The sequence below is a fragment of the Paraburkholderia sp. UCT2 genome (genome assembly GCF_014397665.1).
Taxonomy (GTDB): domain Bacteria; phylum Pseudomonadota; class Gammaproteobacteria; order Burkholderiales; family Burkholderiaceae; genus Paraburkholderia; species Paraburkholderia tuberum.
The window spans coordinates 1-26,306 of sequence record NZ_VZQO01000026.1 but is presented as its reverse complement, the minus strand read 5'-3'; the positions used below and the strand labels follow the sequence as shown (position 1 = coordinate 26,306).

The 26,306-nt window shown below is 65.3% G+C and carries 21 protein-coding genes and 1 pseudogene; 14 read left to right on the top strand and 8 right to left on the bottom strand.

All coding sequences use genetic code 11. The features are described from left to right. Positions 1 to 49: 49 nt before the first annotated feature. Positions 50 to 982, bottom strand: a complete 933-nt coding sequence (locus F6X39_RS21475; RefSeq protein WP_187618019.1) for a LysR family transcriptional regulator — start codon at positions 980 to 982, stop codon at positions 50 to 52. 151 nt (positions 983 to 1,133) lie between these two features. Then, positions 1,134 to 2,219, bottom strand: coding sequence for a porin (locus tag F6X39_RS21470; protein ID WP_187618018.1), 1,086 nt, complete (start codon positions 2,217 to 2,219; stop codon positions 1,134 to 1,136). A 124-nt stretch (positions 2,220 to 2,343) separates the two neighbouring features. Here F6X39_RS21470 and F6X39_RS21465 point away from each other — a divergent pair, with 124 nt between their 5' ends. After that, complete coding sequence (locus F6X39_RS21465) at positions 2,344 to 2,727, top strand: hypothetical protein (protein ID WP_187618017.1); 384 nt, start codon at positions 2,344 to 2,346, stop codon at positions 2,725 to 2,727. Here the strand turns inward: F6X39_RS21465 and F6X39_RS21460 are convergent. Then, positions 2,724 to 3,260 carry a hypothetical protein gene (locus tag F6X39_RS21460; RefSeq protein WP_316251708.1) on the bottom strand — a complete coding sequence of 179 codons (537 nt, stop codon included), beginning with the start codon at positions 3,258 to 3,260 and terminating at the stop codon, positions 2,724 to 2,726. The genes F6X39_RS21465 and F6X39_RS21460 overlap by 4 nt on opposite strands. A 556-nt stretch (positions 3,261 to 3,816) precedes the next feature. On the opposite strand from F6X39_RS21460, the gene F6X39_RS21455 reads away from it, so the two are divergent. The 8 genes from F6X39_RS21455 (at position 3,817) to F6X39_RS21420 (ending at position 14,159) form a co-directional block, all read left to right on the top strand. Next, positions 3,817 to 4,842 (top strand): bile acid:sodium symporter family protein, encoded by a 1,026-nt coding sequence (locus F6X39_RS21455; RefSeq protein WP_187618016.1) that lies wholly within the window; start codon positions 3,817 to 3,819, stop codon positions 4,840 to 4,842. A gap of 370 nt (positions 4,843 to 5,212) precedes the next feature. Next, entirely contained in the window at positions 5,213 to 6,199 is a 987-nt protein-coding gene (locus tag F6X39_RS21450; RefSeq protein WP_090805561.1) for a LacI family DNA-binding transcriptional regulator, read from the top strand. Beyond that, positions 6,196 to 7,497 carry an AGE family epimerase/isomerase gene (locus F6X39_RS21445; protein ID WP_187618015.1) on the top strand — a complete coding sequence of 434 codons (1,302 nt, stop codon included), beginning with the start codon at positions 6,196 to 6,198 and terminating at the stop codon, positions 7,495 to 7,497. The genes F6X39_RS21450 and F6X39_RS21445 overlap by 4 nt, the downstream gene beginning before the upstream one ends. Then, positions 7,494 to 8,402, top strand: a complete 909-nt coding sequence (locus tag F6X39_RS21440; RefSeq protein ID WP_187618014.1) for a carbohydrate kinase family protein — start codon at positions 7,494 to 7,496, stop codon at positions 8,400 to 8,402. The genes F6X39_RS21445 and F6X39_RS21440 overlap by 4 nt, the downstream gene beginning before the upstream one ends. Positions 8,403 to 8,556: 154 nt before the next feature. Next, the gene (locus F6X39_RS21435) at positions 8,557 to 8,787 is read left to right on the top strand and encodes a hypothetical protein (RefSeq protein WP_187618013.1); all 231 of its coding nucleotides are present in this window, start codon (positions 8,557 to 8,559) and stop codon (positions 8,785 to 8,787) included. A gap of 77 nt (positions 8,788 to 8,864) precedes the next feature. Then, positions 8,865 to 9,110 (top strand): hypothetical protein, encoded by a 246-nt coding sequence (locus F6X39_RS21430; RefSeq protein WP_090802738.1) that lies wholly within the window; start codon positions 8,865 to 8,867, stop codon positions 9,108 to 9,110. Between the two features lie 235 nt (positions 9,111 to 9,345). Continuing rightward, positions 9,346 to 10,329: an ion channel gene (locus F6X39_RS21425; protein ID WP_187618012.1), complete on the top strand. Its 984-nt coding sequence runs from the start codon at positions 9,346 to 9,348 to the stop codon at positions 10,327 to 10,329. Between the two features lie 242 nt (positions 10,330 to 10,571). Next, positions 10,572 to 14,159: an indolepyruvate ferredoxin oxidoreductase family protein gene (locus F6X39_RS21420; protein WP_187618011.1), complete on the top strand. Its 3,588-nt coding sequence runs from the start codon at positions 10,572 to 10,574 to the stop codon at positions 14,157 to 14,159. A 17-nt stretch (positions 14,160 to 14,176) separates the two neighbouring features. Here F6X39_RS21420 and F6X39_RS21415 read toward each other — a convergent pair whose 3' ends face one another. Beyond that, positions 14,177 to 14,893, bottom strand: a complete 717-nt coding sequence (locus tag F6X39_RS21415) for a copper homeostasis protein CutC (protein WP_187618010.1) — start codon at positions 14,891 to 14,893, stop codon at positions 14,177 to 14,179. A gap of 35 nt (positions 14,894 to 14,928) precedes the next feature. Next, a complete protein-coding gene (locus F6X39_RS21410) occupies positions 14,929 to 16,215 on the bottom strand; it encodes an EAL domain-containing protein (RefSeq protein ID WP_184026261.1) in 1,287 nt (428 codons plus the stop codon). A gap of 310 nt (positions 16,216 to 16,525) precedes the next feature. Between F6X39_RS21410 and F6X39_RS21405 the strand changes: the two genes are divergently transcribed. Continuing rightward, positions 16,526 to 18,181: a Na+/H+ antiporter gene (locus tag F6X39_RS21405; protein ID WP_187618009.1), complete on the top strand. Its 1,656-nt coding sequence runs from the start codon at positions 16,526 to 16,528 to the stop codon at positions 18,179 to 18,181. Between the two features lie 62 nt (positions 18,182 to 18,243). Here F6X39_RS21405 and F6X39_RS21400 read toward each other — a convergent pair whose 3' ends face one another. Then, complete coding sequence (locus F6X39_RS21400; RefSeq protein ID WP_187618008.1) at positions 18,244 to 19,551, bottom strand: solute carrier family 23 protein; 1,308 nt, start codon at positions 19,549 to 19,551, stop codon at positions 18,244 to 18,246. A gap of 149 nt (positions 19,552 to 19,700) precedes the next feature. Beyond that, positions 19,701 to 21,233: a diguanylate cyclase gene (locus tag F6X39_RS21395; RefSeq protein ID WP_187618007.1), complete on the bottom strand. Its 1,533-nt coding sequence runs from the start codon at positions 21,231 to 21,233 to the stop codon at positions 19,701 to 19,703. Positions 21,234 to 21,566: 333 nt separating this feature from the next. Here F6X39_RS21395 and antA point away from each other — a divergent pair, with 333 nt between their 5' ends. The 3 genes from antA to antC are packed head-to-tail and all read left to right on the top strand — an operon-like array spanning position 21,567 to position 24,487. Next, positions 21,567 to 22,958 (top strand): anthranilate 1,2-dioxygenase large subunit, encoded by a 1,392-nt coding sequence (gene antA, locus F6X39_RS21390; protein ID WP_187618006.1) that lies wholly within the window; start codon positions 21,567 to 21,569, stop codon positions 22,956 to 22,958. Next, a complete protein-coding gene (gene antB, locus F6X39_RS21385) occupies positions 22,955 to 23,443 on the top strand; it encodes an anthranilate 1,2-dioxygenase small subunit (protein WP_184026235.1) in 489 nt (162 codons plus the stop codon). Before antA ends, antB begins: the two co-directional genes overlap by 4 nt. A 15-nt stretch (positions 23,444 to 23,458) precedes the next feature. Continuing rightward, positions 23,459 to 24,487 carry an anthranilate 1,2-dioxygenase electron transfer component AntC gene (gene antC / locus F6X39_RS21380; protein WP_187618005.1) on the top strand — a complete coding sequence of 343 codons (1,029 nt, stop codon included), beginning with the start codon at positions 23,459 to 23,461 and terminating at the stop codon, positions 24,485 to 24,487. Positions 24,488 to 24,493: 6 nt separating this feature from the next. Here antC and F6X39_RS21375 read toward each other — a convergent pair whose 3' ends face one another. Continuing rightward, positions 24,494 to 25,417 carry an AraC family transcriptional regulator gene (locus tag F6X39_RS21375; protein WP_262414763.1) on the bottom strand — a complete coding sequence of 308 codons (924 nt, stop codon included), beginning with the start codon at positions 25,415 to 25,417 and terminating at the stop codon, positions 24,494 to 24,496. A 228-nt stretch (positions 25,418 to 25,645) separates the two neighbouring features. Between F6X39_RS21375 and F6X39_RS21370 the strand changes: the two are divergent. After that, positions 25,646 to 26,306: pseudogene (locus tag F6X39_RS21370) on the top strand (methyl-accepting chemotaxis protein); the annotation flags it as partial.

Below are 26,306 nucleotides of genomic sequence, written 5' to 3'. Positions count from 1 at the left end.
GGGCGCGGGGCGGGCGATTGGCGACGTATGCTCGGTGCTTCGCGAAACGCTACCGCACCGCCAACGCCTTGATTTCGTCGAGCGACGGCCACAGCGATTCGTTTGCGAACCGCGCCGCCAGAAAATCGACGAATGAGCGCACCTTGGCCGATAGATGCCGTCGGCTCGTGTAGACGACGTGGATCGGCAGCTCCCGCGGCGGCACCTGGTCGACGAGCAGCGGCACGAGCCGCCCTTCGGCGAGATCGCTGCCGATCACCTCGGTGCCGAGCATCGCGATGCCCGCGCCATGCAGCACGACCACGCGCTGGGCCTCGAGCTGATTGACGATCAGGTTGCCCGACAGGCGCACACGCGAGCCCGCGTCGCCGGTCGCGACTTCGAGCGCCGATACGCCCGCGTACTGCAGATAGTTGTGGCGCGCGAGATCGGCGACGCTCTTCGGCGTGCCATGCTTGCGCAGATAGGCGGGCGATGCGCACAGCACCAGATGCGCGGTCGCGATCTGCCGCGCGATCAACGACGACGACTTGAGCCCGCCCGGCGACGCGCGGATCGCGACGTCGAAGCCCTCGTCGATCAGCTCGACGACGCGGTCGGACAGTGTCATATCGACGATGACCTGCGGATACTGCGCGGCGTAGTCCGCGACCGCGGCCATCACGTGATTCAGGCCGAACGCCGACAGCGACGACACCCGCAGCCGCCCGTGCGGCACGACGCTTGCCGCGCCGACCGCCTGGCCGGCTTCGTCGAGCTCGGTGAGCGCCTGACTCAGCCGCTCGTAGTACTCGCGGCCTGCCTCGGTCGGCGCGACGCGGCGCGTGGTGCGGTTCAGGAGCCGCGCGCCGAGCTGCTGCTCCAGATGCATCACGTGCTTGCTCGCCATCGCCGCAGACATCTCCATCTTCTCCGCCGCGCCGACGAAACTGCCGGCTTCGACCACGTGGCGAAACACTTTCATGCTGACGAGGGTGTCCATCTCAGTCGCTCGCTTCAGGAATCAATCGACGCCATTTTGCCGGGTTTATCAAAAGAACGGCAGCAAACGCTCGTATTCGGCGGCGCCCGAAAACAACAAAGCCCGCGTTCCGGGCGGAACGCGGGCTTTGCGGTGACACCGTGGGCCGAGCTCAGAACTTCGCGCGCATCCCCGCGCCATATGTATTGCCGCTCGACTGACCGGTGATGTGGTCATACAGGTACGCGGCATAGACATCGGTGCGCTTGGACAGCGGATAGTCGTAGCCGACCGCCGCCGTCTGGCGCGTCTGGTTCGAACCGCCGCCGTTACGCGAGTACGCATACGACGCCATCACCGTGCCCGGCCCGAACGGCACCGTGACGCCGCCCTGTCCCGTGTTGACGTGCCAGCTCGTGACCTGCTGGTTGTTGTACGTGTACATGTACTGGCCGTACAGCTTGACGAACTTCAGGTCGTACGACACGCCCGCCTGCGCGACGCTCTGGCTGCGCAGACCCGGCACGCCCGAGGTTTCGAAGCTGCCGAGGTCGCCCGGCACGTTGTTGAAGTTCACGTACTGGTACACCGCCGTCGCCGCGAACGGCCCGTGGAAGTACAGCACCTGGCCGCTCCACTTCTTCGCGCCGTTCTGGGTCGTGTTGCCGAGCGCGTACATCGCGGTCGCCGAAAGTCCGTTGAAGTTCGGCGACGTATACGACACCGCATTGTTCCAGCCCGAGTCGCCGGTCACCCCCTGGTCGGTCGTGTAGGTCGGGAAGGTGCCGAGGCCGAGGTACACGTGATAGACCATCGGCGAGAACCAGTACGAATCGACGAACGGGTTGAACAGGATCGTCGACACGAACAGCGGCGTCGTCAGGCGGCCGGCGGTCACCGTGCCGTACGGCGATTCGATGCCGACGTAAGCATTGCGCGAGAACGTCGTGTCGCCGGTGAAGCGGCCGTACTCGCCGGTTTGCGCGCGGAAGAAGCCCTCGATAGTGAAGATCGCCTTGTAGCCGTTGCCCAGATCCTCGGTCCCCTTGAAGCCCCAGTACGACGTCGACATGCCACCGCCCGACACGACCACCGCGGTCTTGCCGCCCGGAAACTTCTGCGAGCCGACCCATTCGTCGACCTGGCCGTAGAGCTGCACGCTCGATTGCGCGAACGCCGACGACGCGCTCGCTAGCGCGGCGACGCATGCGGTGGCCTTGAGAGTAGTCTTCAGCGCGCTGCTGAGGCTTGTGTTCATGGATTCTCCAATCTTTGTCAAAAGGGTGTGGCTGTGCGAAAGGGGGCGCTCGCGCGAAACGTTGTTGTTATCCGTTCGATGGTCGAGTCAATCTGGGCGGGTCCCATCTTTGCGGACCATTTTTATGAACAAAAATATCGCTGCTTATTGCGGGTATATCGGTCTGATTAGTTTGGTCGGTTATCGGCTTGATACGACGCTTCAGAGCGGACTGGCGCCGACTCCTGGACGCAATGCGGCATGCGGCGAACGGCGCGCCACGGCGTGCGTGAACGCCTTAAATGACGGGCCGATGACGCGACGCGGCAGAATGCCAGGATTTGACGCTGACCGGTACTTCGATGCCGGGTGTTTTCAAAAAAGTGTGGCGTCGAAACGTCAGATTCGGGGCTACAGCGCAGAGGAAGGCGCGCGAAGCCACGCGAGGGATCGCGGGAAGGATCTGGAAGACGGGTTTCGGGACTGCGGTGGGGGCGGTGCGGTGGTTTGCGAAATCGCGCTCAGCTAATTCCGGTACGGTGAACCGCCCGGCTGACGCGGATCGTCGGCTGGGCGTTGCAGCGGGCGCGCTGCGCCACGCTCTTCGTTGTAGCGGGCGACGTCGGCGCGGATCGAGCCGTTGCGCATCGGCATGTTGGACGGGGGATGCGGCACCGGACGCGACTCCGCGCTGATCGGCGTGATCGCGCCCGCATAGCCGGACGGATTGCCGACACGGCGCATGCCGGACTTGTAGCTGCCGAAGCCATAACCGAAATTGGCGTCCGCGATATTCGCGTTGCCGCGCTGCGCGCGTGCGTCACGAGAAGCTATCGCACTGCGCGAGCCGCGCGGAGCAGGTGCGCCGCCCGCACCGGCATAACGGCCGTCGCCACGCATCTCCATGCGCGGCGCGCGCCCGGCAGTGTCGCGCGAATGAGCGCCGCCCGCGGCGGCACCGCCGCCATGCGGCCCACCCGGCTCCTTCGCATAGGCGAACGAGCACAGCACGGCGATGACCGCGCCCCACGCCCAGTGCCTCGTTCTCGACAACCCGTCCACCTGTGACTCTCACGCCCGAAGACTTGCCTGAAATCCACCGTTCGAGCTGCGATGGACCTGTTGCGGGAGGAAGAAAAGCGCCGCGTTCCTGTCGCGGCGCAGGGCATCCCTGCGGCCTTTGAACGAGTAATTTATGGTCGGGGGCAGAGGGTGTCGAGCCAAAAAGTGTTAGGTCTCGTCGGTGGATGTAACACCCTGTTACTGCGGCGTTTTTCCGCGCCGGAGCCCTCGTGCGGACGCGCCTCGGCGGCTTGCTGGCCGGCGTTTTCGCCTGGCCCGCTCGGGCGCCGTTTGTTGCAAATAAACGCGGCTTGCAACGTCAATGGTTAAACGGTTTGTCGCGAGAAAGCGCCTCGCCAATACTGAAACCTGGCGCGTCGCACGAATGGGCTCGGCCTGATTGGGGAATCAATGCGCAAACTTCATTAATCGATTCGGCAAATGAATTTGCGTTTTCAATCGGCTTTCGACAACAATAGCCGCTTTCCATTAGCATGGACCACGCCTGACAGACCCGTCCCATGCTTACACCGCGTCATTGAATCGAGATTGCGACATGGCCCGCCCGAAATTCCTGCCCGATAACTTCACCCTGTGCCTCGTCGGCACCGTGATCCTCGCCAGCTTCCTGCCCGTTCATGGACAGGCCGCCGTGGGGTTCAACTGGGTGACGAACATCGCGGTCGGCCTGCTGTTCTTCCTGCACGGCGCCAAGCTGTCACGCGAGGCGATCATTGCGGGCGCGACGCACTGGCGCCTTCACCTCGTGGTGCTGCTGAGCACGTTCGCGCTGTTTCCGCTGCTCGGCCTCGCGCTTAAACCGGTCCTTTCGCCGCTGGTCACGCCGTCGCTCTACGCCGGCGTCCTCTTCCTCTGCACGCTGCCGTCGACGGTCCAGTCGTCGATCGCGTTCACGTCCATTGCCAAGGGCAACGTGCCGGCTGCGGTATGCAGCGCGTCCGCCTCGAGCCTGCTCGGCATCTTCGTCACTCCAGCACTCGTCAGCGTCATCGTGACGAATCAGGCCGCGAGCGGCGGTGCGTCGCCGTGGCATACGATCGGCAACATCGTGCTGCAACTGCTCGTGCCGTTCGTTGCCGGCCAGCTGCTGCGCCCGCTGATCGGCAAGTGGATCGAGAAGAATCGCGGCGTGCTGAAGTTCGTCGACCAGGGCTCGATCCTGCTCGTCGTCTACGGCGCGTTCAGCGAGGCCGTCACCGAAGGCCTGTGGCACACGATTCCGCTGTCGGCGCTCGGCGGCCTCGTCGTGGTGAGCGCCGTGCTGCTCGCGCTCGCGCTGGCCGTGACGATCTTCGCGAGCAAGCGGCTCGGCTTCAGCCGCGCGGACCAGATCACGATCATCTTCTGCGGCTCGAAGAAGAGCCTCGCCGCCGGCGTGCCGATGGCCAAGGTGATCTTCGCGTCGCATGCGGTCGGCGCCGTGGTGCTGCCGCTGATGCTGTTCCACCAGATCCAGCTGATGGTCTGCGCCGCGCTCGCGCAACGCTGGGGCGCCCGCGACCTCAGCGGCGAGAGCAATGCCGCGGCGCGGCGACCCGCCGCCGCCGTCGCGCGCCGTTGAAAACACACGCAATGCAAACAGGACATTCATAAGCGCCCTCCCTGAGCGTCGTTTTGATCGTGTGAAGCAAGCCGCCTTCGGGCGGCTTTTCTTTTGGCTCTTCACTGGCCTTTGTCGTTATTTCACGCGCAAACGCTCTCGCTGTCGCCTCGGCCGGATGGCATAGGACGATTCTCGAACCGTCTCGAAAACGGCGGCCCGCCTGCTGTTTAGTCTGTTTTACTAAACAGCTTAATTTCCGACAACTCCATACGATACGGGTATTTACCTGTGTCATGCTGGCGTTTTGCGGGCGGCTTTAGCTGCGTTTTACTATACAATCGCCCGACCTGAACCCGTGCTGCCTCGCCTCGCGCGGCAGCTTCATTCGATGGCCACAACCATCCGCGACGTCGCCCGCGCGGCCAGCGTTTCGATTGGCACCGTGTCGCGCGCGCTCAAGAATCAGCCTGGCCTTTCCGAGGCCACGCGCGAACGCGTCGTCGAAGCGGCGCGCCAGCTCGGCTACGACTCGGCGCAGCTGCGTCCGCGCATCCGCCGGCTAACTTTCCTGCTGCATCGTCAGCACAACAACTTCGCCGCGAGCCCGTTCTTCTCGCACGTGCTGCACGGTGTCGAAGACGCGTGCCGCGAGCGCGGCATCGTGCCGTCGGTGCTGACTGCCGGGCCGACCGAGGACGTGATTCATCAGATGCGCCTGCACGCGCCCGACGCCGTCGCGATCGCCGGCTTCGTCGAGCCCGAAACGCTCGCCACGCTGGTCGCGATGCAACGCCCGCTGGTGCTGATCGATCTATGGTCGCCCGGCTTGCGCTCGGTCAATCTCGACAACGCCGGCGGCGCCACGCTCGCAATGCGCCATCTGTTCGCGCAGCAGCGCAAGCGCGTCGCGTTCATCGGCGGCTCGCTCGCGCACTTCAGCATCGCCGAGCGCGCGCTCGGCTACCGGCGCGCGTTCTTCGAAGCGGGGCTGCTGTTCGATCCGTCGCTCGAAGTGAACATCGACGCCGGGCTCGATCCCGACACCGGCGCCGCGCGCGCGATGCAACGCCTGCTCGACGCGCCGGGCCCGCGCCCCGACGCCGTATTTGCGTTCAACGACGCCGCCGCGCTTGCCGCGCTGCGCGTGTGCCTCGCGCGCGGCTTCAGCGTGCCCGACGACATCGCGATCATCGGTTTCGACGACATCCCCGCCGCCGCCCACGCTACCCCGCCGCTATCGACGATCGCGGTCGACAAGGAAGCGCTCGGCCGACGCGGCGTCGAACTGCTGCTCGAAGACTCGCCCGCCGAACTCGAAGTCCGCTTGCCCGTTCAACTCGTTGCCCGTGCCAGTACTTTGGTGAAAACGCCATGACGCTAACCGATCCGCTTCAACTTTCCAGCGACGCCGCGAAGGCGCCGCCGTTCGCCAGCTTCCGCAAGCGCGAGTTTCTGCTCACGCACATCGAGGACACGCTGCGCTTCTACGCGCCGAACGTGCTCGACCCGAGCGGCGGCTTCTACCACTTCTTGCGCGACGACGGTTCGATCTACAACCGCACCACGCGCCACCTGGTCAGCAGTTGCCGCTACGTGTTCAACTACGCGATGGCGTACCGGCAGTTCGGCGACCCAAAGCACCTCGAATACACGCGCCACGGCCTGCGCTTTCTGCGCGACGCGCACTGGGACTCGCAGCAAGAGGGCTACGACTGGGAAATCGAATGGCGCGACGGCAAACAGCGCACCCTCGACGCGACGCGCCACTGCTACGGCCTCGCGTTCGTGCTGCTCGCGTACTCGCACGCGGCGATGGCCGGCATCGAGGAAGCGAAGCCGATGATCGGCGCGACCTTCGAGCTGATGGAGCACCGCTTCTGGGACGCCGCCGCCGGCCTCTATGCCGACGACGCGTCGGCCGACTGGCGTGTCAGCACGTATCGCGGGCAGAACGCGAACATGCATGCCACCGAGGCGCTGCTCGCCGCGCACGAAGCGACCGGTCATCTGGTGTATCTCGATCGCGCCGAGCGCGTGGCGTCGAATATCACGCTGCGCCAGGCGAAGCTGTCGCAAGGGCTCGTGTGGGAGCACTTTCACGCGGACTGGTCGGTCGACTGGCACTACAACGAAGAGGACAGCTCGAACATCTTCCGTCCGTGGGGCTTCCAGCCCGGTCATCAGACCGAATGGGCGAAGCTGCTGCTGATTCTCGAACGCTTCCGTCCGCTGCCGTGGCTGCTGCCGCGCGCGATCGAACTGTTCGACGCCGCGATGACGCACGCGTGGGACGAAGATCACGGCGGCCTCTACTATGGCTTTGGCCCCGATGGCACCGTGTGCGATCACGACAAGTACTTCTGGGTGCAGGCCGAAACGTTCGCGACCGCCGCGCTGCTCGGCAAGCGCACCGGCAACGAGCGCTTCTGGGACTGGTACGACGAGATCTGGCGCTATAGCTGGACGCACTTCGTGGACCACAAGTACGGCGCGTGGTATCGCATCCTCACCTGCGACAACCGCAAGTACAGCGACGAAAAGAGCCCGGCCGGCAAGACCGACTATCACACGATGGGCGCGTGCTACGAAGTGCTCGCCCATGCGCTCGGCGAAAACGCTGCGGCTGAATCAGCCGCTCCCGCCGCAGCGGTTTCCGCGGAGAAAGCACAATGAGCGCGACGACCAACCTCCCCGTTTTCGTATCCGCCGGCGACATCCTGACCGATCTCGTGCGCACCGGCGCATCGCACTGGCTGTCGCGTCCGGGCGGCGCGGGCTGGAACGCCGCGCGCTGCGTCGCGCGGCTCGGCCTGCCGACCGCGTGCGCGGGCTCGCTCGGCGTCGATAACTTTTCCGACGAGCTGTGGGACGCGAGCGTCGCGGCCGGCCTCGACGTGCGCTTCCTGCAGCGCGTCGAGCGCCCGCCGCTGCTCGCGATCGTGCATCAGACGCATCCGCCCGCGTACTTCTTCATGGGCGAGAACGGCGCCGACCTCGCGTTCGAGCCGGCGAAGCTGCCCGCCGGTTGGATGAACGCGGTGAAGTGGGCGCACTTCGGCTGCATCAGCCTCGTGCGTCAGCCGCTCGGCGACACACTGGCGAAACTCGCCGCCGAGTTGCGTTCGCACGGCGTGAAGATCAGCTTCGATCCGAACTATCGCAACCTGATGGCGCACGGCTACGAGCCGACGCTGCGCAAGATGGCCGCGCTCGCGGATCTGATCAAGGTATCGGACGAAGACCTGCGCATGATCTTCAAGACCAGCGACGAAGCCGCCGCGCTCGCGCAATTGCGCGCGATGAATCCCGCCGCCACCGTGCTCGTCACGCGCGGCCCCGAAGCGGCGATGCTGCTCGACGGCGCCGCGGTGATCGAGGCGAAGCCGCCGCGCGTCGAAGTGGTCGATACGGTCGGCGCGGGCGATGCGTCGATCGGCGGTCTGCTGTTCAGCCTGATGAGCGCGCCGCAACGCGGGTGGCCCGAGCATCTCGCGTTCGCGCTCGCGGCCGGCGCGGCGGCTTGCGGGCACGCCGGTGCGCACGCGCCGACGCTCGACGAGGTGGTCGCGCTGCTATAAAGCGCGGCGCTGTAATTCTGCTGCCCTGAAGCGCGCGTAGCGTAACGGATGTCGAGCACGTCGCGCGGTCCGAAGCCGCCCCAGGGCGGGAACCGATCCCGCCACGCCGTGCTAGGATGAAAACATCGAAACCTTTGCGAAAAGGAGCGAGGCCATGGAGGACGTCACCTACACCAAAGGGCTCTACACGGCCACCGCGTCGATAAGAGAAGTCGCACATGACGCCTGGCAAGGTGTCGTCACCCTCGCGCGCGACGAAGGCGAACCGAGCGCCAATCAGGAAACCACGCTCTATGAAGTCGACTCGACGTCGTCGACGCCGGGAGAAGCGCTCGAAGAAGCCAAAGCGCTCGCACATCGTATCCTCGGGGAAATCGAACTGTAGGCCGAACCAGGGGGCAGCGCGTCGCGCGTCCTCGCGCATCGGCGCGCCGCTGCCGGATCGGCCGGCTGGAGGCGATCATGGCTGAACAGCTGTTCCAATACGGCGTGTATTCGATTCACGTTCGTCCGCTCGAACTCAGTGGCGCGCGCTGGGACGCGGAATACGAAATCCGTCATCGCGAGAAGGCCGTCAAGGCGTGGACCACGGTCGGCGGCGACGCGGGTTATGCCGAGCAGGCCGAAGCGGTGGAAAGTGCGCATCGGCAGGCGGTCGACGATATCGAGCATGGCGCGGGAATTCCGAAGCCGCGCGTGTTTCCGTGACGGCGGTTGGGTGCGTGTGGTGCGCGGCTGCGCCCGACCCGCTCGCCGCGCGTGATGCGACCTGACCCAGCCTGAAATCCGGGACGCGCCCGGAAGCATTTCAACGACGGCATCGCGCAACCTCGCACCTTGGCGATACATCGCGCCGCGCCGCCTTCGCACCGCGCGGAAACTCGCGCAGCGCGCACAACGCGCCATGCTACGCTGTGCACGTCTTCATCCCCACGAGCGCGTGATGGCAAGCGAACCGTCAGACCGTTTTTCCACGCTCGGCGACACCGGCACCGACACCGACGCAAGCGCATCGAGGCGCCGCGCGCGCGGCAGTCGCGAAATGCGTCTCGACGATCGCGTGGTGATCGCGCACGGCATGCCGACGCCGCTGTGGCAAGACCTGTATCACCGCGCGCTCGGCGTGCGCTGGCCGGGGTTCTTCGTGTCGCTCGCGCTGCTGTTCCTGCTGCTCAACATCGTGTTCGCCATGCTCTACATGCTCGGCGACGCCCCGATCGCGAATCAGTTTCCGAAGGGCTTCGCCGGCGCGTTCTTCTTTAGCGTCGAAACCCTCGCGACGGTCGGCTACGGCGACATGCATCCGCAAACCGTCTACGCGCACTGGATCGCGACGCTCGAAATCTTCATCGGCATGTCGAGCATCGCGTTGGCGACCGGGCTGATCTTCGCGCGCTTTTCGCGGCCGCACGCGAAGATCATGTTCGCGCGCTACGCGGTGATCCGGCCGATCGACGGCCGCATGACGTTGATGGTGCGCTCGGCCAACGCGCGTCAGAACGTGATCGCCGAGGCACGCGCGCGGCTGCGCATCATGCGTCTGGAGACCTCGATCGAAGGCTTTACGCTGCGCAAGCTCTACGACCTCGCGCTGGTGCGCGACCAGCACCCGGTCTTCAAGCTCGGCTGGACGCTGATGCACATCATCGACGAGGCGAGTCCGCTGTTCGGCGAAAACGCCGAATCGTTGAAAGGCCGCGACGTTTCGCTGCTGCTCACGCTCGAAGGCATCGACGAATCGACGTCGCAAACCATGCAGGCGCGCCACATGTGGACCTGCGACCAGATCGTCTGGCAGTACCGGTTCGTCGACATCATGAGTGAGCGCGACGGCGTGAGCCACATCGACTACGCGCACTTCGACGAAATCGTGCCGCTCGATGCGGCACCGCTCCAACCGGACATCGCGGCGAACACGGCGCAATAGCAATAGCCATCGTCCCATTCGCCGCCTCACGACACCCAGGGCATACCCGAAGCGCGCCGCCGCGTGGCAAATCCGGCTCAAAAGCGGGCCGAAACGCGCGACTCGTCGCGCCCATTCGCGCACGCCCGATTAAAGAAGAAATAATTCACTCTCACGAGCGCTAAAAAATAGAGTCTCTTTCGCTGCGCGGCATCCGTGACCCCACCGCCCGCGCGCGAAGCCAGAACCTTGGAGACTCCCCCATGACCGCTCGCCTGCCCATCGACGGCACGCCCGCTCTCGCCGACTACAAGCTTTCCGACAATCTCACCGCGACGCGCGGCCGGATCTTTCTGACCGGCACGCAGGCGCTCGTGCGCCTCGCGCTGATGCAGCGCGCGCTCGACAAGAGCCGCAACCTGAACACGGCCGGTTTCATCAGCGGCTATCGCGGCTCGCCGCTCGGCATGGTCGATCAGCAGTTGTGGAAGGCGAAAAAACTGCTCGCCGCGAGCGACATCCGCTTTCTGCCCGCGATCAACGAAGAACTCGGCGGCACCGCCGTGCTCGGCACGCAGCGCGTCGAAGCCGATCCCGAGCGCACCGTCGAGGGCGTATTCGCGATGTGGTACGGCAAAGGCCCGGGCGTCGACCGCGCGGGCGATGCCTTGAAGCACGGCAACGCGTACGGCTCGTCGCCGCACGGCGGCGTGCTGGTGGTCGCGGGCGACGATCACGGCTGCGTGTCGTCGTCGATGCCGCATCAGAGCGACTTCGCGTTGATCGGCTGGCATATGCCGGTCGTGAATCCGTCGAACATCGCGGACATGCTCGAATTCGGCCTGTATGGCTGGGCATTGTCGCGCTTCTCCGGCGCGTGGGTCGGCTACAAGGCCATTTCGGAGACCGTCGAATCGGGCTCGACCGTCGATCTCGACGCGCTGCAAACCGAATGGACACCGCCACCGGAATTCGAAGCACCAGCCGGCGGTCTGCACAACCGCTGGCCCGATCTGCCGAGTCTGACGATCGAAGCGCGTCTGCACGCGAAGCTCGACGCGGTGCGCCAGTTTGCGCGCATGAACAGCATCGACAAATGGATCGCGCCGAGCCCGCACGCCAATGTCGGCATCGTCACCTGCGGCAAGGCGCATCTCGATCTGATGGAAGCGCTGCGCCGGCTCGATCTGACGGTCGCCGATCTCGACGCGGCCGGCGTGCGCATCTACAAGGTCGGGCTGTCGTTTCCGCTGGAGATGACGCGCATCGACGCGTTCGTGTCGGGTCTGTCCGAATTGCTCGTGATCGAAGAGAAAGGCCCGGTCATCGAGCAGCAGATCAAGGACTATCTGTACAACCGCACGCAAGGCACACGGCCGGTCGTGATCGGCAAGCACGCCGAAGATGGCACGTTGCTGCTGTCGTCGCTCGGCGAATTGCGGCCGTCGCGCATTCTCCCGGTGTTCGCGAACTGGCTCGCGAAGCACAAGCCGGCGCTCGATCGCCGTGAACGCGTCGTCGATCTGGTCGCGCCGCAGATCCTGTCGAACGCGGCGGACAGCGTGAAGCGCACGCCGTACTTCTGCTCCGGCTGCCCGCACAACACGTCGACCAAAGTGCCGGACGGCTCGATCGCGCAGGCGGGCATCGGCTGTCATTTCATGGCGTCGTGGATGGAGCGCGACACGACCGGGCTGATTCAGATGGGCGGCGAAGGCGTCGACTGGGCCGCGCATTCGATGTTCACGAAAACCCGCCACGTATTCCAGAATCTCGGCGACGGCACCTACTTTCACTCCGGCATTCTCGCGATCCGCCAGGCGGTCGCCGCGAACGCGACGATCACCTACAAGATCCTCTATAACGACGCGGTCGCGATGACGGGCGGCCAGCCAGTCGACGGTAGCATCTCGGTGCCGCAGATCGCGCGGCAGGTCGAAGCCGAGGGCGTGTCGCGCTTCGTCGTGGTCAGCGACGAGCCGGAGAAATACGACGGCCATCACGGCCAGTTTCCGCAGGGCACGACGTTTCACCATCGCAGCGAGATGGACGCGGTGCAGCGCCAGTTGCGCGACACCGACGGCGTGACCGTGCTGATCTACGACCAGACCTGCGCGGCCGAAAAACGCCGGCGCCGCAAGAAGGGCGAATTCCCCGACCCGAACAAACGGCTCTTCATCAACGAGGAAGTCTGCGAAGGCTGCGGCGATTGCGGCGTGCAGTCGAACTGTTTGTCGGTGGAACCGGTGGAAACCGCGCTCGGTCGCAAGCGCCGCATCGATCAGTCGTCGTGCAACAAGGACTACTCGTGCGTGAACGGCTTTTGCCCGAGCTTCGTCACCATCGAAGGCGGTACGCTGAAAAAAGCCGCGGGCGACGCGTTCGATCCGCAGGCGCTCGCCACGCACGTCGACGCGTTGCCGATTCCCGCGACGCAACTCGACGCCGCGCCGTACGACATCCTCATCACGGGTGTCGGCGGTACCGGCGTCGTGACGGTCGGCGCCTTGATCAGCATGGCCGCGCACCTCGAAGGCAAGAGCGCGTCGGTGCTCGACTTCATGGGCTTCGCGCAGAAGGGCGGCGCGGTGCTGTCGTTCGTGCGCTTTGCCGCCCGCGACGAATGGCTGAACCAGGTCCGCATCGACACGCAGCAGGCCGACGTGCTGCTCGCCTGTGACATGGTGGTCGGCGCGAGTGCCGAGGCACTGCAGACGGTGCGACATGGCCGCACGCGCATCGTCGTCAACACGCATGCGATTCCGAACGCGAGCTTCGTGCAGAACCCGGATGCGACGCTGCATGCCGACGCGCTGATCGACAAGATGCGTCACGCGGCCGGGGAAGAGCGTATGTCGACGTGCGACGCGCAAGCGCTCGCAACGCGTTTTCTCGGCGATACGATCGGCGCGAACATTCTGATGCTCGGTTTCGCGTGGCAGCTCGGTCTCGTGCCGGTGTCGTTCGCCGCGATGATGCGCGCGATCGAACTGAACAACGTCGCCGTGCAGATGAACCAGCTCGCGTTCTCGATCGGGCGCATGGCCGCGGCTGATCCCGCCGCGCTCGAATCGCTGTGGCAGTCGCGTCATGCACCGAAGCCGAGCGTGCGGGTCGATACGCTCGACGAGCTGATCGCCCATCGCGAAGCACGGCTGCTCGCGTATGGCGGCACGGCTTATGTGAAGCGGTATCGCTCGCTCGTCGATGCGGCACGGCGGGCGGAAACCGCCGTCGATGCGGCGAGCGAGCGCGTGACGCGCGCGGTCGCGACCACGTTCTACCGCCTGCTCGCGGTGAAGGATGAATACGAAGTTGCGCGTCTGCATACGGATGCCGCGTTCCGCGATGCGCTCGAAGCGCAGTTCGAGGGCGTCGCCGGCAAGGACTTCACGATCCGCTTCAACCTCGCGCCGCCGACGCTCACACGCGCGCAACCCGGCGCCGTGCCGACGAAGAAAACCTATGGTCAGTGGATGTGGCCCGTGCTCGGCCTGCTCGCGAAATGGCGCGGTCTGCGTGGCTCTGCGCTCGATCCGTTCGGCCGCACGCTCGAGCGCAAGATGGAGCGCGAGCTCGCGGGCGATTACGAAGTCACGCTGCACCGTGCGCTAGCGAAACTCGACGCGAGCCATTTCGACGACGTCGCGAAACTCGCTGAACTGCATGCGCGCGTGCGCGGGTATGGGCACGTGAAGCTGGCGAATCTGGCGGGGGTCAAGCGTGGTGAGCATGACCTCGCCGTGCGCCTCGGCATCGATGCGGCGACGGGTGTCGCGGTGAAGAAGTCGCTCGAGGCGATGAAGGGCGCCGGGCAATTGCGCGGCATTCCGGTGGTGGTCGCGAAGTAAGTGGTTCGTTGCGCTGCTCACCGTTGCATTGCGTCGAGCAGCGCCCTCACCTGCATCACCTTCGCCGGATCGACGGGCGCGAGTCCGTTGCCGTTCACGCGCACGCCGGAGCCGAAATGCACGGCCTCGACGCGCGTTTTGCTCACGAACTCCGCGACCGCATCGACCGTCAAGCCGGCACCGGCGAGCACCGTGCAATGCGAGCCGGCAGCCTGCCGCAGCAGTTCGCCGATCGTCGCTTGCGCCCGCAGCACCGACGGCTGTCCGCCCGACGTCAGCACATTCGTCACCGCCTCGAAACCGAGCAATACGTCGAGCGCTTCGCGCAGATCGCGCGCCTCGTCGAACGCGCGATGGAACGTGATCGCGAGTCCATCGGCAGCTTCGCACGCGCGCGCGAGACCTTCGCGGTCGATCGCCCGCTCGGCATCGAGCATGCCGATCACGATGCCGTTCGCGCCGGCCGCCTTGACGGCCCGGATGTCGCGCAGCATCACCGTGTAGTCGTCGGCGTCGTAGACGAACGCGCGGCTATGCGGCCGCACGATCACGTTCACGGGTACGCCGGCTGCCCGGACGCCGAGCGCTGAAACCACCGCCTCGATCAACCCCACACTCGGCGTCAGTCCGCCCTCGCGCATCGCGGTCACGAGTTCGAGACGGTCGGCACCGGCCTGCGCGGCAGCGCGCGCATCGGCGACGGTCGTGGCAATCACTTCGAGCAGCACGGACATGAGCGCAACCTGGTGTCGTTGAAAACGACATCATGTCAGATGCGCGCGTCGCGTTCGTCTTCGACCCAGTCGATATCGCCGCACAGCACGCAGGTCTCGCTGCCGACGCGCGTTGCCACCGACAGCGTCACGCACGGCAACGCCTCGTTGATCGACAGGTATGGCCGCGTCACGTGCACCCGCTCCGGCGCATTGATCGCGACGCTGAAGTACGGCCGACGCAGCCAGTTCGCGCCCTGCGCGTCGGCGAGCGGCAGAAAGCGCGTTTCGTGCGCCGCGCGATCGGCGCGCAGCACGACGTTGCGGCCGGCCTGGCGCCCCTTCGCGTCGAGCAGAAAACAGCGCGCCACGTGATCGAGCGCGAGGAAATTCCAGCACACCTCGTCGAGCGGCTCACCGGCGGCGAGACGCTCCGCGGCGCGCTCGAACGCGCGCAGATACGGCGCCAGCCGACTCGCGCTGCGCCGCTCGCGTGCCTCGGCCTGCTCACGATAACGCTCGGTGACTTCGCCGATGCAAACCGCCGCGTGGATCGGATCGGCAACACCCGGATTCGGCCGGCCAAAGAAAAAGCCCTGCACGAAGTCGGCATTGCAGGCGAGCGCCATCTGCGCTTCGTGCTCGGTTTCGATGCCCTCGATCAGCACGAGCTTGCCTGCTTCATGCAGCATCGCCACGAGCCCCGGCAGGATCGTCGCCATGTCGGCGCGATGCGCGGCATGTGACAGCATGACGCGGTCGAGCTTCACGATGTCGGGATTCAGTTGCCAGATCCGCTCGATGTTCGAATGGCCGGCGCCGAAATCATCGAGCGCGATCAGGAAGCCGCGCTCGCGAAACTCGCGCACCGCGTCGGCGAGTCGATCGAGATCTTCGGCGCTCTGCTCGAGCACTTCGAGCACGACGCGCCGCGGCGACAGATCGAGCCGCCGCAGATTGGCGAGCAAAGCGGCCGCGAGATACGGGTCGGTCAGCACGCCCGGGTGCACGTTCAGAAACAACCATTCGCGCTCGGCGCCGAGCACCTTGAAGTTCTCCAGATGCAGCGTCTGCGCCAGCCGGTCGACCTGCAGCGCGTCGCCGAGGCGCGCGGCCTCGCCGAACACATCGAGCGGCGACACCGCGCGATCGAGCGCGTCGTGCGCGCGCAGCAAGCCCTCATAGCCGACCGCGCGCAGGTGCGACAGACTGAAAATCGGCTGGAACACGCTGGTAAGCGTCAGTTCGCCGTGCTGCACCGAATAGCGTTGAAGGCCCGAGCTCACCTCGACCTCGAAGCCGTGCGGCATGCTCGCCGCCCTGTCCTGTTGCGCAATCGTCATGCAATCCTCTCACGCGAGAGCCGGCCGGTCCGAACGCGACCGGCAACGAGCTCTCAAAATGTGCGTCATCGTTACCGGTTAAGCAAGGTCCATGCGCACGCTGGCGCACACTGCGCTGTAACTCGCTCGAAAGATTGCACCGGCGACAGCGCTCGTGCGCCGCCCGTGGGCGTCGCGCGCACCGTTGCGGTGCACGGATTCGCAGGCCGCGTCGCGGCGAAGCTCGCGGCAACTGCGCGCGCCGCCGGCTACACTCGACCCTGCATCGCGCCCTCTCCCGGGACAACCCCTTCATCCCCCGAAACACACGATGGAAATTGTCTTTACCGTCCTGATCCTGCTACTCGCCGTCGCCGCGTCCGGCATGCTGACCCGCGCACTGCCGTTCAAGCTGCCGCTGCCGCTCGTGCAGATCGCGATCGGCGCGATGCTCGCGTGGCCGCGCCTCGAATTGCACGTCGCGTTTGATCCGGAAATCTTCATGCTGCTGTTCATTCCGCCGCTGCTGTTCGCGGACGGCTGGCGCATCCCGAAGCGCGAGTTCTTCATGGCGCGCCGCGCGATCCTGATGCTCGCGCTAGGCCTCGTGTTCATGACGGTGCTGGTGGTCGGTCACTTCGTGCACGTGCTGGTGCCGCAGATCTCGCTGCCGGTCGCATTCGCGCTCGCCGCCGTGTTGTCGCCGACCGACGCAGTCGCGCTGTCCGGCATCGCCGGCAAGGGCAAGATTCCGGTCCAGCTGATGCATATCCTCGAAGGCGAGGCGCTGATGAACGACGCGTCAGGCCTCGTCGCGCTGAAGTTCGCGATCGCCGCCGCGCTGACCGGCGCGTTCTCGCTGCGTGAAGCGTCGGTGAGCTTCGTGATCATCGCGGTGGGCGGCCTCGCTGTCGGCGCGGCGGTGAGCGCGGTGTTCAGCTTCGTGTCCGCGCGCTTCCTGAATCTCACCGAAGAAGGCGATCCCGCGCCGGGCGTCGTGATGACCCTGCTGATCCCGTTCGCCGCCTATCTGACCGCCGAGCGCTTCGAGCTGTCGGGCGTTCTCGCCGCGGTCTCCGCCGGCATGATGATGAACTACGCGAGCATCACGGAAAAATGGCAGGTCGCCTCGCGCGTGCGGGCCTCGAGCACGTGGACGATGATCGAGTTCGTGTTCAACGGCATGGTGTTCATCATGCTCGGCCTGCAGTTTCCGCACATCCTCGGCCGCGCGCTGCTCGACGCGCACGAAACCAACGACGCGCAGGTCGCGCTGCTGATCGGCTATATCGTTGCGGTGGCGCTCGCGCTGTACGCGATGCGCTTCGCGTGGGTGTGGCTGCTGCGCTGGTTCGCGAGCCGCGGCGCGACGAAGCACGGCGTCGCGAACGCAGTGCCCGGGTTGCGCATGGTGTCGGTGACGACGGTGGCCGGCGTGCGCGGCGCGGTGACGCTCGCGGGCGTGCTGTCGCTGCCGGAGGTGCTGCCGAACGGCACGCCGCTGCCGGGACGCGATCTCGCGATCTTCATCGCGTCGGGGGTGATCCTGCTGTCGCTGCTGGTGGCGGTGGCCGCGTTGCCGCTGCTGCTGCGCGGCTGGCGGCGCGGCAAGGACCCGCATGCCGCCGAGGAAGCACTCGCGCGTACGCTCGCCGCGCAGTCGGCGATTCGCGCGGTCGATCATCTGCACGACACGGAATGCGCGGACCTCGAGGAATCGGCTCAGGCGTATGCGACCGATGTAACCGCACGGGTAATGGACCTGTACCGCCGCCGCCTCGCGACGCTCGACGACGAACAGGCGCCACGCGAACTCGCGCGCAGCGCCGATGCCCTCGAATTCCGCATGAAGCTCGCGGCGATGCGCGCCGAGCGCAAGACGCTGCTCGACCTGCGCGACACCCAGCGCATCAACGACGAGACGCTGAACAAGCTGATGCGCGAGGTGGATCTGTCGGAGACGGCGCTGACCGCGCGCAAAAGGTAGGAGTTGGCTGCCGCATCGGCATCGGCACCGGCGCTTGCAATGCCAGTGCCGATAAAAGACGCTCAGGCCACCGGCCCTTGCGTCGGCTTTCTTCTCAGCAGCGCGTACAGGATGATCGCGCCGAACGTCGCGGTGCCGATGCCGCCGAGCCCGAAGCCGCCGAGCTTCAGCGAGAAGTCGCCGGCGCCGAGCACGAGCGTGACGGCCGCGACGATCAGATTGCGGTTGTCGGAGAAGTCGACCTTGTTGACGACCCAGATGCGCGCGCCCGTCACCGCGATCAGCCCGAATACGACGATCGACACGCCGCCCAGCACCGGTCCCGGAATCGTCTGGATCACCGCGCCGAACTTCGGCGAGAAGCCGAGCACGAGGGCGATCAACGCGGCGATCACGAACACCAGCGTCGAATAGATCTTCGTGACCGCCATCACGCCGATGTTCTCCGCGTACGTGGTCACGCCGGTACCGCCCGCGAAGCCGGACACGATCGTCGCGAGCGCATCGCCGAGAAACGCGCGGCCGATATAGCGGTCGAGGTTCTGGCCCGTCATCGCGCTGACGGCCTTGATGTGGCCGAGGTTTTCGGCGACGAGGATCACCGCGATCGGCGCGAGCAGCGTCATCGCGTGCGGGTCGAACACCGGCGACACGAAGTGCGGCATGCCGAACCACGCGGCGTTCGCGACGATCGAGAAATCGATCGGCTTGCCCATGCCGAGGCCGTTCGTGACGATCGCGTAAATGACGTAGGCGAGCAGCAGGCCGACCAGGATCAGCAGACGCTGAAGCATGCCGCGCGTGAACACCGCGACCGCGCCGACGCACAGCACCGTGACGAGCGCCATCCACGACTCGAAATTGCTGCCGCTCACGCCATGCACGGCGATCGGCGCGAGGTTCAGACCGATCACGCAGACGATCGCGCCGGTCACGACCGGCGGCATCAGCGTTTCGATCCAGCCCGTGCCGACCGCCGCCACGATCAGGCCGATCACCCCGTACGCGACGCCGCACGCGATGATGCCGCCCAACGCGACCGCAATATTCGGGTTCGCGCCGTGTCCGCCGTAGCCGGTCACCGCGATCACGAGGCCGATGAACGCAAAGCTCGAACCGAGATAGCTCGGCACGCGCCCGCCGACGAGCACGAAGAACAGCAGCGTGCCGATCCCCGACATGAAGATGGCCAGGTTCGGATCGAAGCCCATCAGCAGCGGCGCGAGCACGGTCGAGCCGAACATCGCGACGACGTGCTGGACGCCCATCGCGAACATCTGCGGCCACCCGAGCCTTTCGTCGATGCCGACGATGCCGCCTTCGGCGCCGGCAGGCTGGCGGCGCCAGCGGGGGAAATAGGATGCGGCCATCGCGGGGATTCTCCTCAGGGTCGGCGTGGTGTGTGCCGATCACGCGCTGCGGCGTGGGTCCGGCAAAAGTTACGCGCGAGTTTACGGAGAGCAATAAGGGCTGGCAAGCGGGCCGGCAAGTGGCTCGGGAAACGAGCCCTGGAAGCGCGTCAATTCGTGCGGCGCGGGTCAGTGTCCGGCGTCACCGCGGCGCCGTCCCGCGCGGAGTGGTCCGTCGGCGCGCCGTACAGCATCACCCGATTGCGGCCGGCATCCTTCGCGCGATACAGCGCTTCGTCGGCGGCGTCGACGAGCGCGCGGCTCGTCGCGAGCGCCGCGCCCTGCGCGGTCGCAGCGCCTGCGCTCACCGTCAGCACGTGATGCGTGCTGGCCACATGGCGGCATTGCAGCGCCTGCACCGCCGCGCGGATCTGCTCGGCGATCCGCTGCGCGCCCGTCGCATCGGTGTCCGGCAGCAGCACCGCGAACTCCTCGCCGCCGAAGCGCGCGGCCGTATCGCCCGGACGTCGCACGTTCTGCGCGATACAGCGCGCGACGCCGATCAGCGCTTCATCGCCGGCCGAATGGCCGTAAAGGTCGTTGAAGCCCTTGAAGTTGTCGACATCGATCAGTAGCAGCGACAGCGGCCGGCCGGTGCGCTGCGCGCGTCGCCATTCGTCGTTCACGTGCTCCTCGAAGGCGCGGCGGTTGTTCAGGCCGGTCAGCCCGTCCGTGCGCGCCAGTTCGCGCAACTCTTCCTCGGCCGCGCGGCGCAGACGCAACTGGCGTGAGAACAGGATCGCGAGCGCGATGATTGTTACGTCGAGCGCGACGATCAGCGTGCCGATGATCCATGCGCGCCGCCGCCACTCGACGTAGATGTCGCGCGTCGAGAGCGCGACGTCGAGGATCAGCGGAAAGCCGTCGATATGGCGGAACGCATACCAGCGCTCGACGCGATCGATCGCCGCCGTGCCGAAGAAGTCGCCGCTCGGCCCCTTGATGAAGCGCGAGAAGTTGGCCGTGCCGGTCAGGTTGATGCCGATCGTTTTCGAATCGTAAGGACGGCGCATCAACATCGTGCCGTCGTTGAGCATCAATGCCATCGAGCCGCTCGGCCCGAGCTTCATGCCGTCGAACAGCCGATGGAAATACGTGAGGCGCAGCGTGCCGACCACCACGCCGCCGAAGCTGCCGTCCGGCCTCGAGATGCGCCGGCTCAGCGCGATGCGCAGGTCGTCGTCGGTGCCGCTCGGGCTGAACGGATGGCTGACGTACAGGCCGACGTCGGGCGAAGCGCGCTGCGCCTTGAAGTAGTCGCGGTCCGCATGGTTACTTGCGCGCGGCGGCCACGCGCGCGAATCGAAGCGCACGTTGCCGTTCTCGTCGAGCACGAATACCGAGCCCATGTCCTTTGCGCTGATCGAGCCGTCGAACAGCACCATCTGGCGGATCTCCGGCGGCAGATCGAGCACGCCCGGCTGCTTCAGTCCGTCGATCGCCGCGCGCAGCGACAGGTCGTAGATCTCGAGATTGCGCGACACGTCGCGCTGGACCAGCAGGGATATGTTGGCGACGGAGTCCTGCGCGCGCCGCAACGCATCTTCGCGCATCTGTGCGAGCAGCGACACGGCGATCGCGAGGATCGCGCCAGCCAGCAAGACACTGATCGCAATCACGTTGTTCGGTCGGCGCGTCACCATGCGTTTTTGGTTCTGACATGCGCTGAACGTCGCGCGTGAGGAAGCGGCCGCGTCTCGGCAATCACCGTCAAAAACGCGACCTACGAAAACGTTAGCGTAGCAGACATGGCGTGCAGGCAAACGTTTGCGTAGCCGGGTTTTTGCCCGCATGCACCGGAACGGCACGCCAGAAGTCCCGTCCGGCGGAGGTTGCGCCCGATCGCCAGATTATCCGGGCGCCGTCCAATTATTCGGATAGCAAATGCGAATTGGCTGGATAGTTGGCCTCGCCACTTGAGTATTCAATCGAGCCTGTCACGTTCAAACGATTGAACACAAGGAGAGAGACACATCATGAGCGAGAAGCGCGGCGCCTCGGAATGGCGCGAATTCGTCAGCGGCTGTCTGGACTTCCGCCCCGCGGAAGGCGTGTACCGGATTGCCCGCGAAATGTTCACGGAGCCCGAGCTGTTCTCGCTCGAGATGGAGCACATCTTCGAGAAGGCCTGGATCTATGCGTGCCACGAAAGCGAGATCCCCAACAAGAACGATTTCCTGACGATGCGCGCGGGGCGCCAGCCGCTGATCATCTCGCGCGACGGCGCCGGCAACCTGAATGCGATGATCAACGCGTGCCAGCACCGCGGTGCGACGCTCACGCGTATGACCAAGGGCAACCAGTCGACCTTCACGTGCCCGTTCCATGCTTGGTGCTACAAGAACGACGGCCGTCTCGTGAAGGTGAAGGCGCCGGGCGAATACTGCGACGACTTCGACAAGTCGGTGCGCGGCCTGAAGAAAGCGCGCATCGCGAGCTACAAGGGCTTCGTATTCGTGAGCCTCGACGTCGACGGCATCGACACGCTCGAAGACTATCTCGGCGACGCGCGCATCTTCTTCGACATGATGGTCGCGCAGTCGCCGACCGGCGAGCTCGAAGTGCTGCCCGGCAAGTCGACCTACACGTTCGACGGCAACTGGAAGCTGCAGAACGAGAACGGTCTCGACGGCTATCACGTGAGCACCGTGCACTACAACTACGTGGCGACCGTGCAGCACCGCATCGAGTCGAATGCGAAGAAAGGGGATAACCCCGGCGGCACGCTCGACTACAGCAAGCTCGGCGCCGGCGACAGCGAAACCGACGACGGCTGGTTCGCGTTCAGGAATGGCCACAGCGTGCTGTTCAGCGACATGCCGAATCCGCAAGTGCGTCCCGGCTACGAGAGCGTGATGCCGCGGCTCGTCGAAACCTACGGCCAGGACAAGGCCGAATGGATGATGCACCGGCTGCGCAATCTGAATGTCTACCCGAGCCTGTTCTTCATGGACCAGATCAGCTCGCAGCTGCGCATCGTGCGGCCGGTCGCGTGGAACAAGACCGAGGTCATCAGCCAGTGCATCGGCGTGAAGGGCGAGTCGGCGAAGGATCGCGAGAACCGCATCCGTCAGTTCGAAGACTTCTTCAACGTGTCCGGCATGGGCACGCCCGACGATCTCGTCGAGTTCCGCGAGCAGCAGCGCGGCTTCCAGGCGCGCCTCGAACGCTGGAGCGACATCTCGCGCGGGCATCACAAGTGGGCCAGCGGCGCGACCGCGAACACCACGCTGCTCGGCATCGAGCCGAATCTGACCGGCACCGAACTGACCCACGAAGGGCTTTACGTGAACCAGCACGGCACCTGGCGCGACGCGATCCTCAAGGGTCTCGACAAATCCATCGAATCGCAGGGAGAGCAGGCATGAGCCAACTCCAACACTCCGTCGAGCAGTTTCTGTATCTGAAGGCCGATCTGTGCGACAAACAGCAATGGGACGAATACCTCGATTTATTCGATCCGCAGAGCGTGTTCCATGTGCCGCAGTGGGATTCCGAGCACGTGTACACGACCGATCCGAAGCAGGGCATGTCGCTGATTTACTACTCGGATCGCGCCGGTCTCGAAGACCGCGTGTTCCGGCTGCGCACCGGCAAGTCGGCCGCGTCGACGCCGCTGCCGCGCACGATGCATCAGATCAGTAACGTGCGCCTGAGCGAGCGCGAAGATTCGAGCGTCGAAGCGAACGTGAACTGGTCGACGCTGTACACGCGTCACGGCTCGACCGACTACTTCTACGGCCGCGCGGTGTACGACCTGCAAGCGTCGGGCGATAGCTGGAAGATCAAGCGCAAGCACGTGCTGCTGCTGAACGACCACATCAACGCGGTGCTGGATTTCTACCATCTGTAAGCCGGGAGCACGACGATGAAACATAAGGTCGCGTTGAGCTTCGCCGATGGCAAAACCGCGTTCTTCGATGTGAGCCCGAACGAGCTGCTGCTCGACGCGGCGCTGAAGAACGGCGTGAACATTCCGCTCGACTGCCGCGAAGGTGTGTGCGGCACCTGCCAGGGGCGCTGCGAATCGGGCGACTACACGCTCGATTACGTCGACGAGGAAACGCTCAGCGAAGAGGACCTCGCGCAGCGCAAGATCCTCTCGTGCCAGACGCGCGTGAAGTCGGATGCGTCGTTCTATTTCGACTTCGACTCGACGCTGTGCGAAGGCGCCGGCACGAGCACCGTGCGCGCGAGCGTGATCGGCGTCGAGCTGGTGTCGGCGACGACCGCGATTCTGCGTGTCGATGCGAGCGCGCTTGAGCGTCAGCTCGATTTTCTGCCGGGCCAGTATGCGCGCGTGAAGGTGCCCGGCACCGAAGAATGGCGTTCGTACTCGTTCGCGAATCATCCGAACGCGCGCAACGAGTTGCAATTCCTGATCCGTCTGCTGCCCGACGGCATGATGAGCAACTATCTGCGCGAACGTTGCAAGGCCGGTGATACGGTCGAGTTCGAGGCGCCGCTCGGCGCGTTCTATCTGCGCCATGTCGAGCGTCCGCTCGTGATGGTGGCGGGCGGCACGGGACTCTCCGCCTTCCTCGGCATGCTCGACGACATCTCGGCGAAACGCAATGTCGCGCATCCGGTGCATCTGTACTACGGCGTCACGAATGCAGCCGATCTGTGCGAGACCGGGCGCATCAACGGCTACAAGGCGAGCATCGAAGGATTCGCGGTCGAGACCGTCGTGATGAATCCGGCGCCGGAATGGTCGGGCAAGACCGGGCTGATTCCCGAGCATTTCGACCGCTCGTTTCTCGAATCGAATGGCTTTGACATGTACGTGTGCGGACCGCCGCCGATGGTCGAAGCGATCAAGACCTGGCTCACCGAACAGGGTATTCAGGATTACCGGCTGTTTTACGAGAAGTTCGGCGAAAGCAACGCGCGATAGGACGTTCTAACGCCGCGCCGCGCGCTTCAGCGTCTCGGACGGCGACTCGCCGAACAATGCCTTGTACTCGGTCGAAAAACGGCCGAGATGGGACATCCCCCAGCCCAGCGCCACCGACGAGATATTGCGCGCCGAGCGGTCGTCGAGAATGTCGCGCCGCGCCGATTCGAGCCGGTAGCGTTTCAGATACGCGATCGGCGCGCAGCCAAAATATTGACGGAAGCCGTCGAACAGCTTGAAGCGCGACACACCCGACGCGCGCTCGATGTCTTCGAGCGTGATCGGCTCGCGCGCGTTGTCGTGAATGAACTGGCGCGCGCGGGTCAGATAATGCGGTGGCGTCGGCGCGGTCGCGTTGGCCAACTGTTCCGAATAGTTATGCGGCTGTGACAGCAGCAGCCCCTTCAGCAACGTTAGTTCGAATTCGCTGGACATGTAAAGCTGCCCTAGCGACGGTCCCGAGCGCTCCATCTCGCCGGCCAGGAACTTGACCATGCGCCACCACGATGCCTGGTCGCCGGCGGCTGCGTCCATGTCGGGCTGGAACATGAGCGGCGCTTCGATGGGGCGTTGCAGCATCGTCTGCAGCACCTGTTGGAGCGCGGAGCGCGGAATCGCGACGTGCAGCTTGCGGCAATTGCCGGTGATCGCGAGATCCTGCGATTCCTGTGGACTGACGATCAGACCGCAATCCTGATCTGACAACCATCTCTTGCCGTGTGCTGCGAGCTCCTGTTGACCGACCATCGGCAGGCTCACGCTGTAGCAGTTCAGCGGACTGCTCTCGCTCACCGCGACCGTCACGTCGGTGCCGTATTCGACGTAGCCTATCGTCGTCGCCATCGAACGAAGTACGGTGCCGGACTGGTGGAAGCGCAAGCGCTCCGGGTGACTGACCTGCAGGCCGTGGGGGCCGCAGATGGATGCCATCCAGTTGCGGGCGCCGTCTAGGTCGCTTAAGGCGGCACGGAGATCGCGGTTGTTGGGGTCCGGTGTTGATCGCATACGCAGAAAACGAACTACCGAGAAGGCGCGCCCGAAGGACATCGATCAGAGCGCAAAACGGGCGACATTGTGGGATTCGCTAAGCCTACCTCAACCGTGCCCGCTCCGGGGAATGAATAAAACATTGCGCGCCGTCAAACCACCGTTGGATGGAGCCAGCGCACCGAGCAGCAGGCTGCGTCGCTGCAGGAAACGGCGTCGAGCATGGAGCAACTGACGTCGACGGTCAAGCAGAACGCCGACAACGCGCAGCAGGGCAGCACGCTTGCGGCGAATGCGTCGTCGGTTGCGCAGAAAGGCAGCACGGTGGTCGGCCAGGTCGTCAGCACGATGCAGGACATCAGCGATAGCTCGACGAAGATCGCGGACATCACGGGGATCATCGAGGGCATCGCGTTCCAGACCAATATCCTCGCGCTGAACGCGGCCGTCGAAGCGGCGCGCCGGCGAACAGGGACGCGGTTTCGCGGTGGTCGCGAGCGAGGTGCGCAACCTTGCGCAACGCTCGTCGAGCGCGCCAAGGAGATCAAGGATCTGATCGCGACGTCGGTCGACCGGATCCGCGACGGCTCGGCGCTCGTCGGCGAAGCGGGCAGGACGATGAGCGAAGTCACGCATGCCGTGGCGCGCGTGACCGACATCATGGCGGAGATGGCGGCGGCATTGAGCAGGTCAATCTCGCGATCACGCAGATGGACAACCTCACGCAACAGAATGCGGCGCTGGTCGAACAGGCGGCGGCATCGCGCGCGATGGAGAATCAGGGGCAGCAGTTGAGCGAAGCGGTGGCGTTTTTTCAGGTGGCGGGCGGGGG

Excerpts from the sequence above, each read along its gene's own strand:
- F6X39_RS21475 (WP_187618019.1), bottom strand. The coding sequence starts at position 982 with ATGGACACCCTCGTCAGCATGAAAGTGTTTCGCCACGTGGTCGAAGCC.
- F6X39_RS21470 (WP_187618018.1), bottom strand. The coding sequence starts at position 2,219 with ATGAACACAAGCCTCAGCAGCGCGCTGAAGACTACTCTCAAGGCCACC.
- F6X39_RS21465 (WP_187618017.1), top strand. The coding sequence starts at position 2,344 with ATGAACAAAAATATCGCTGCTTATTGCGGGTATATCGGTCTGATTAGT.
- F6X39_RS21455 (WP_187618016.1), top strand. The coding sequence starts at position 3,817 with ATGGCCCGCCCGAAATTCCTGCCCGATAACTTCACCCTGTGCCTCGTC.
- F6X39_RS21450 (WP_090805561.1), top strand. The coding sequence starts at position 5,213 with ATGGCCACAACCATCCGCGACGTCGCCCGCGCGGCCAGCGTTTCGATT.
- F6X39_RS21445 (WP_187618015.1), top strand. The coding sequence starts at position 6,196 with ATGACGCTAACCGATCCGCTTCAACTTTCCAGCGACGCCGCGAAGGCG.
- F6X39_RS21440 (WP_187618014.1), top strand. The coding sequence starts at position 7,494 with ATGAGCGCGACGACCAACCTCCCCGTTTTCGTATCCGCCGGCGACATC.
- F6X39_RS21435 (WP_187618013.1), top strand. The coding sequence starts at position 8,557 with ATGGAGGACGTCACCTACACCAAAGGGCTCTACACGGCCACCGCGTCG.
- F6X39_RS21430 (WP_090802738.1), top strand. The coding sequence starts at position 8,865 with ATGGCTGAACAGCTGTTCCAATACGGCGTGTATTCGATTCACGTTCGT.
- F6X39_RS21425 (WP_187618012.1), top strand. The coding sequence starts at position 9,346 with ATGGCAAGCGAACCGTCAGACCGTTTTTCCACGCTCGGCGACACCGGC.
- F6X39_RS21420 (WP_187618011.1), top strand. The coding sequence starts at position 10,572 with ATGACCGCTCGCCTGCCCATCGACGGCACGCCCGCTCTCGCCGACTAC.
- F6X39_RS21415 (WP_187618010.1), bottom strand. The coding sequence starts at position 14,893 with ATGTCCGTGCTGCTCGAAGTGATTGCCACGACCGTCGCCGATGCGCGC.
- F6X39_RS21410 (WP_184026261.1), bottom strand. The coding sequence starts at position 16,215 with ATGACGATTGCGCAACAGGACAGGGCGGCGAGCATGCCGCACGGCTTC.
- F6X39_RS21405 (WP_187618009.1), top strand. The coding sequence starts at position 16,526 with ATGGAAATTGTCTTTACCGTCCTGATCCTGCTACTCGCCGTCGCCGCG.
- F6X39_RS21400 (WP_187618008.1), bottom strand. The coding sequence starts at position 19,551 with ATGGCCGCATCCTATTTCCCCCGCTGGCGCCGCCAGCCTGCCGGCGCC.
- F6X39_RS21395 (WP_187618007.1), bottom strand. The coding sequence starts at position 21,233 with ATGGTGACGCGCCGACCGAACAACGTGATTGCGATCAGTGTCTTGCTG.
- antA (WP_187618006.1), top strand. The coding sequence starts at position 21,567 with ATGAGCGAGAAGCGCGGCGCCTCGGAATGGCGCGAATTCGTCAGCGGC.
- antB (WP_184026235.1), top strand. The coding sequence starts at position 22,955 with ATGAGCCAACTCCAACACTCCGTCGAGCAGTTTCTGTATCTGAAGGCC.
- antC (WP_187618005.1), top strand. The coding sequence starts at position 23,459 with ATGAAACATAAGGTCGCGTTGAGCTTCGCCGATGGCAAAACCGCGTTC.
- F6X39_RS21375 (WP_262414763.1), bottom strand. The coding sequence starts at position 25,417 with ATGGCATCCATCTGCGGCCCCCACGGCCTGCAGGTCAGTCACCCGGAG.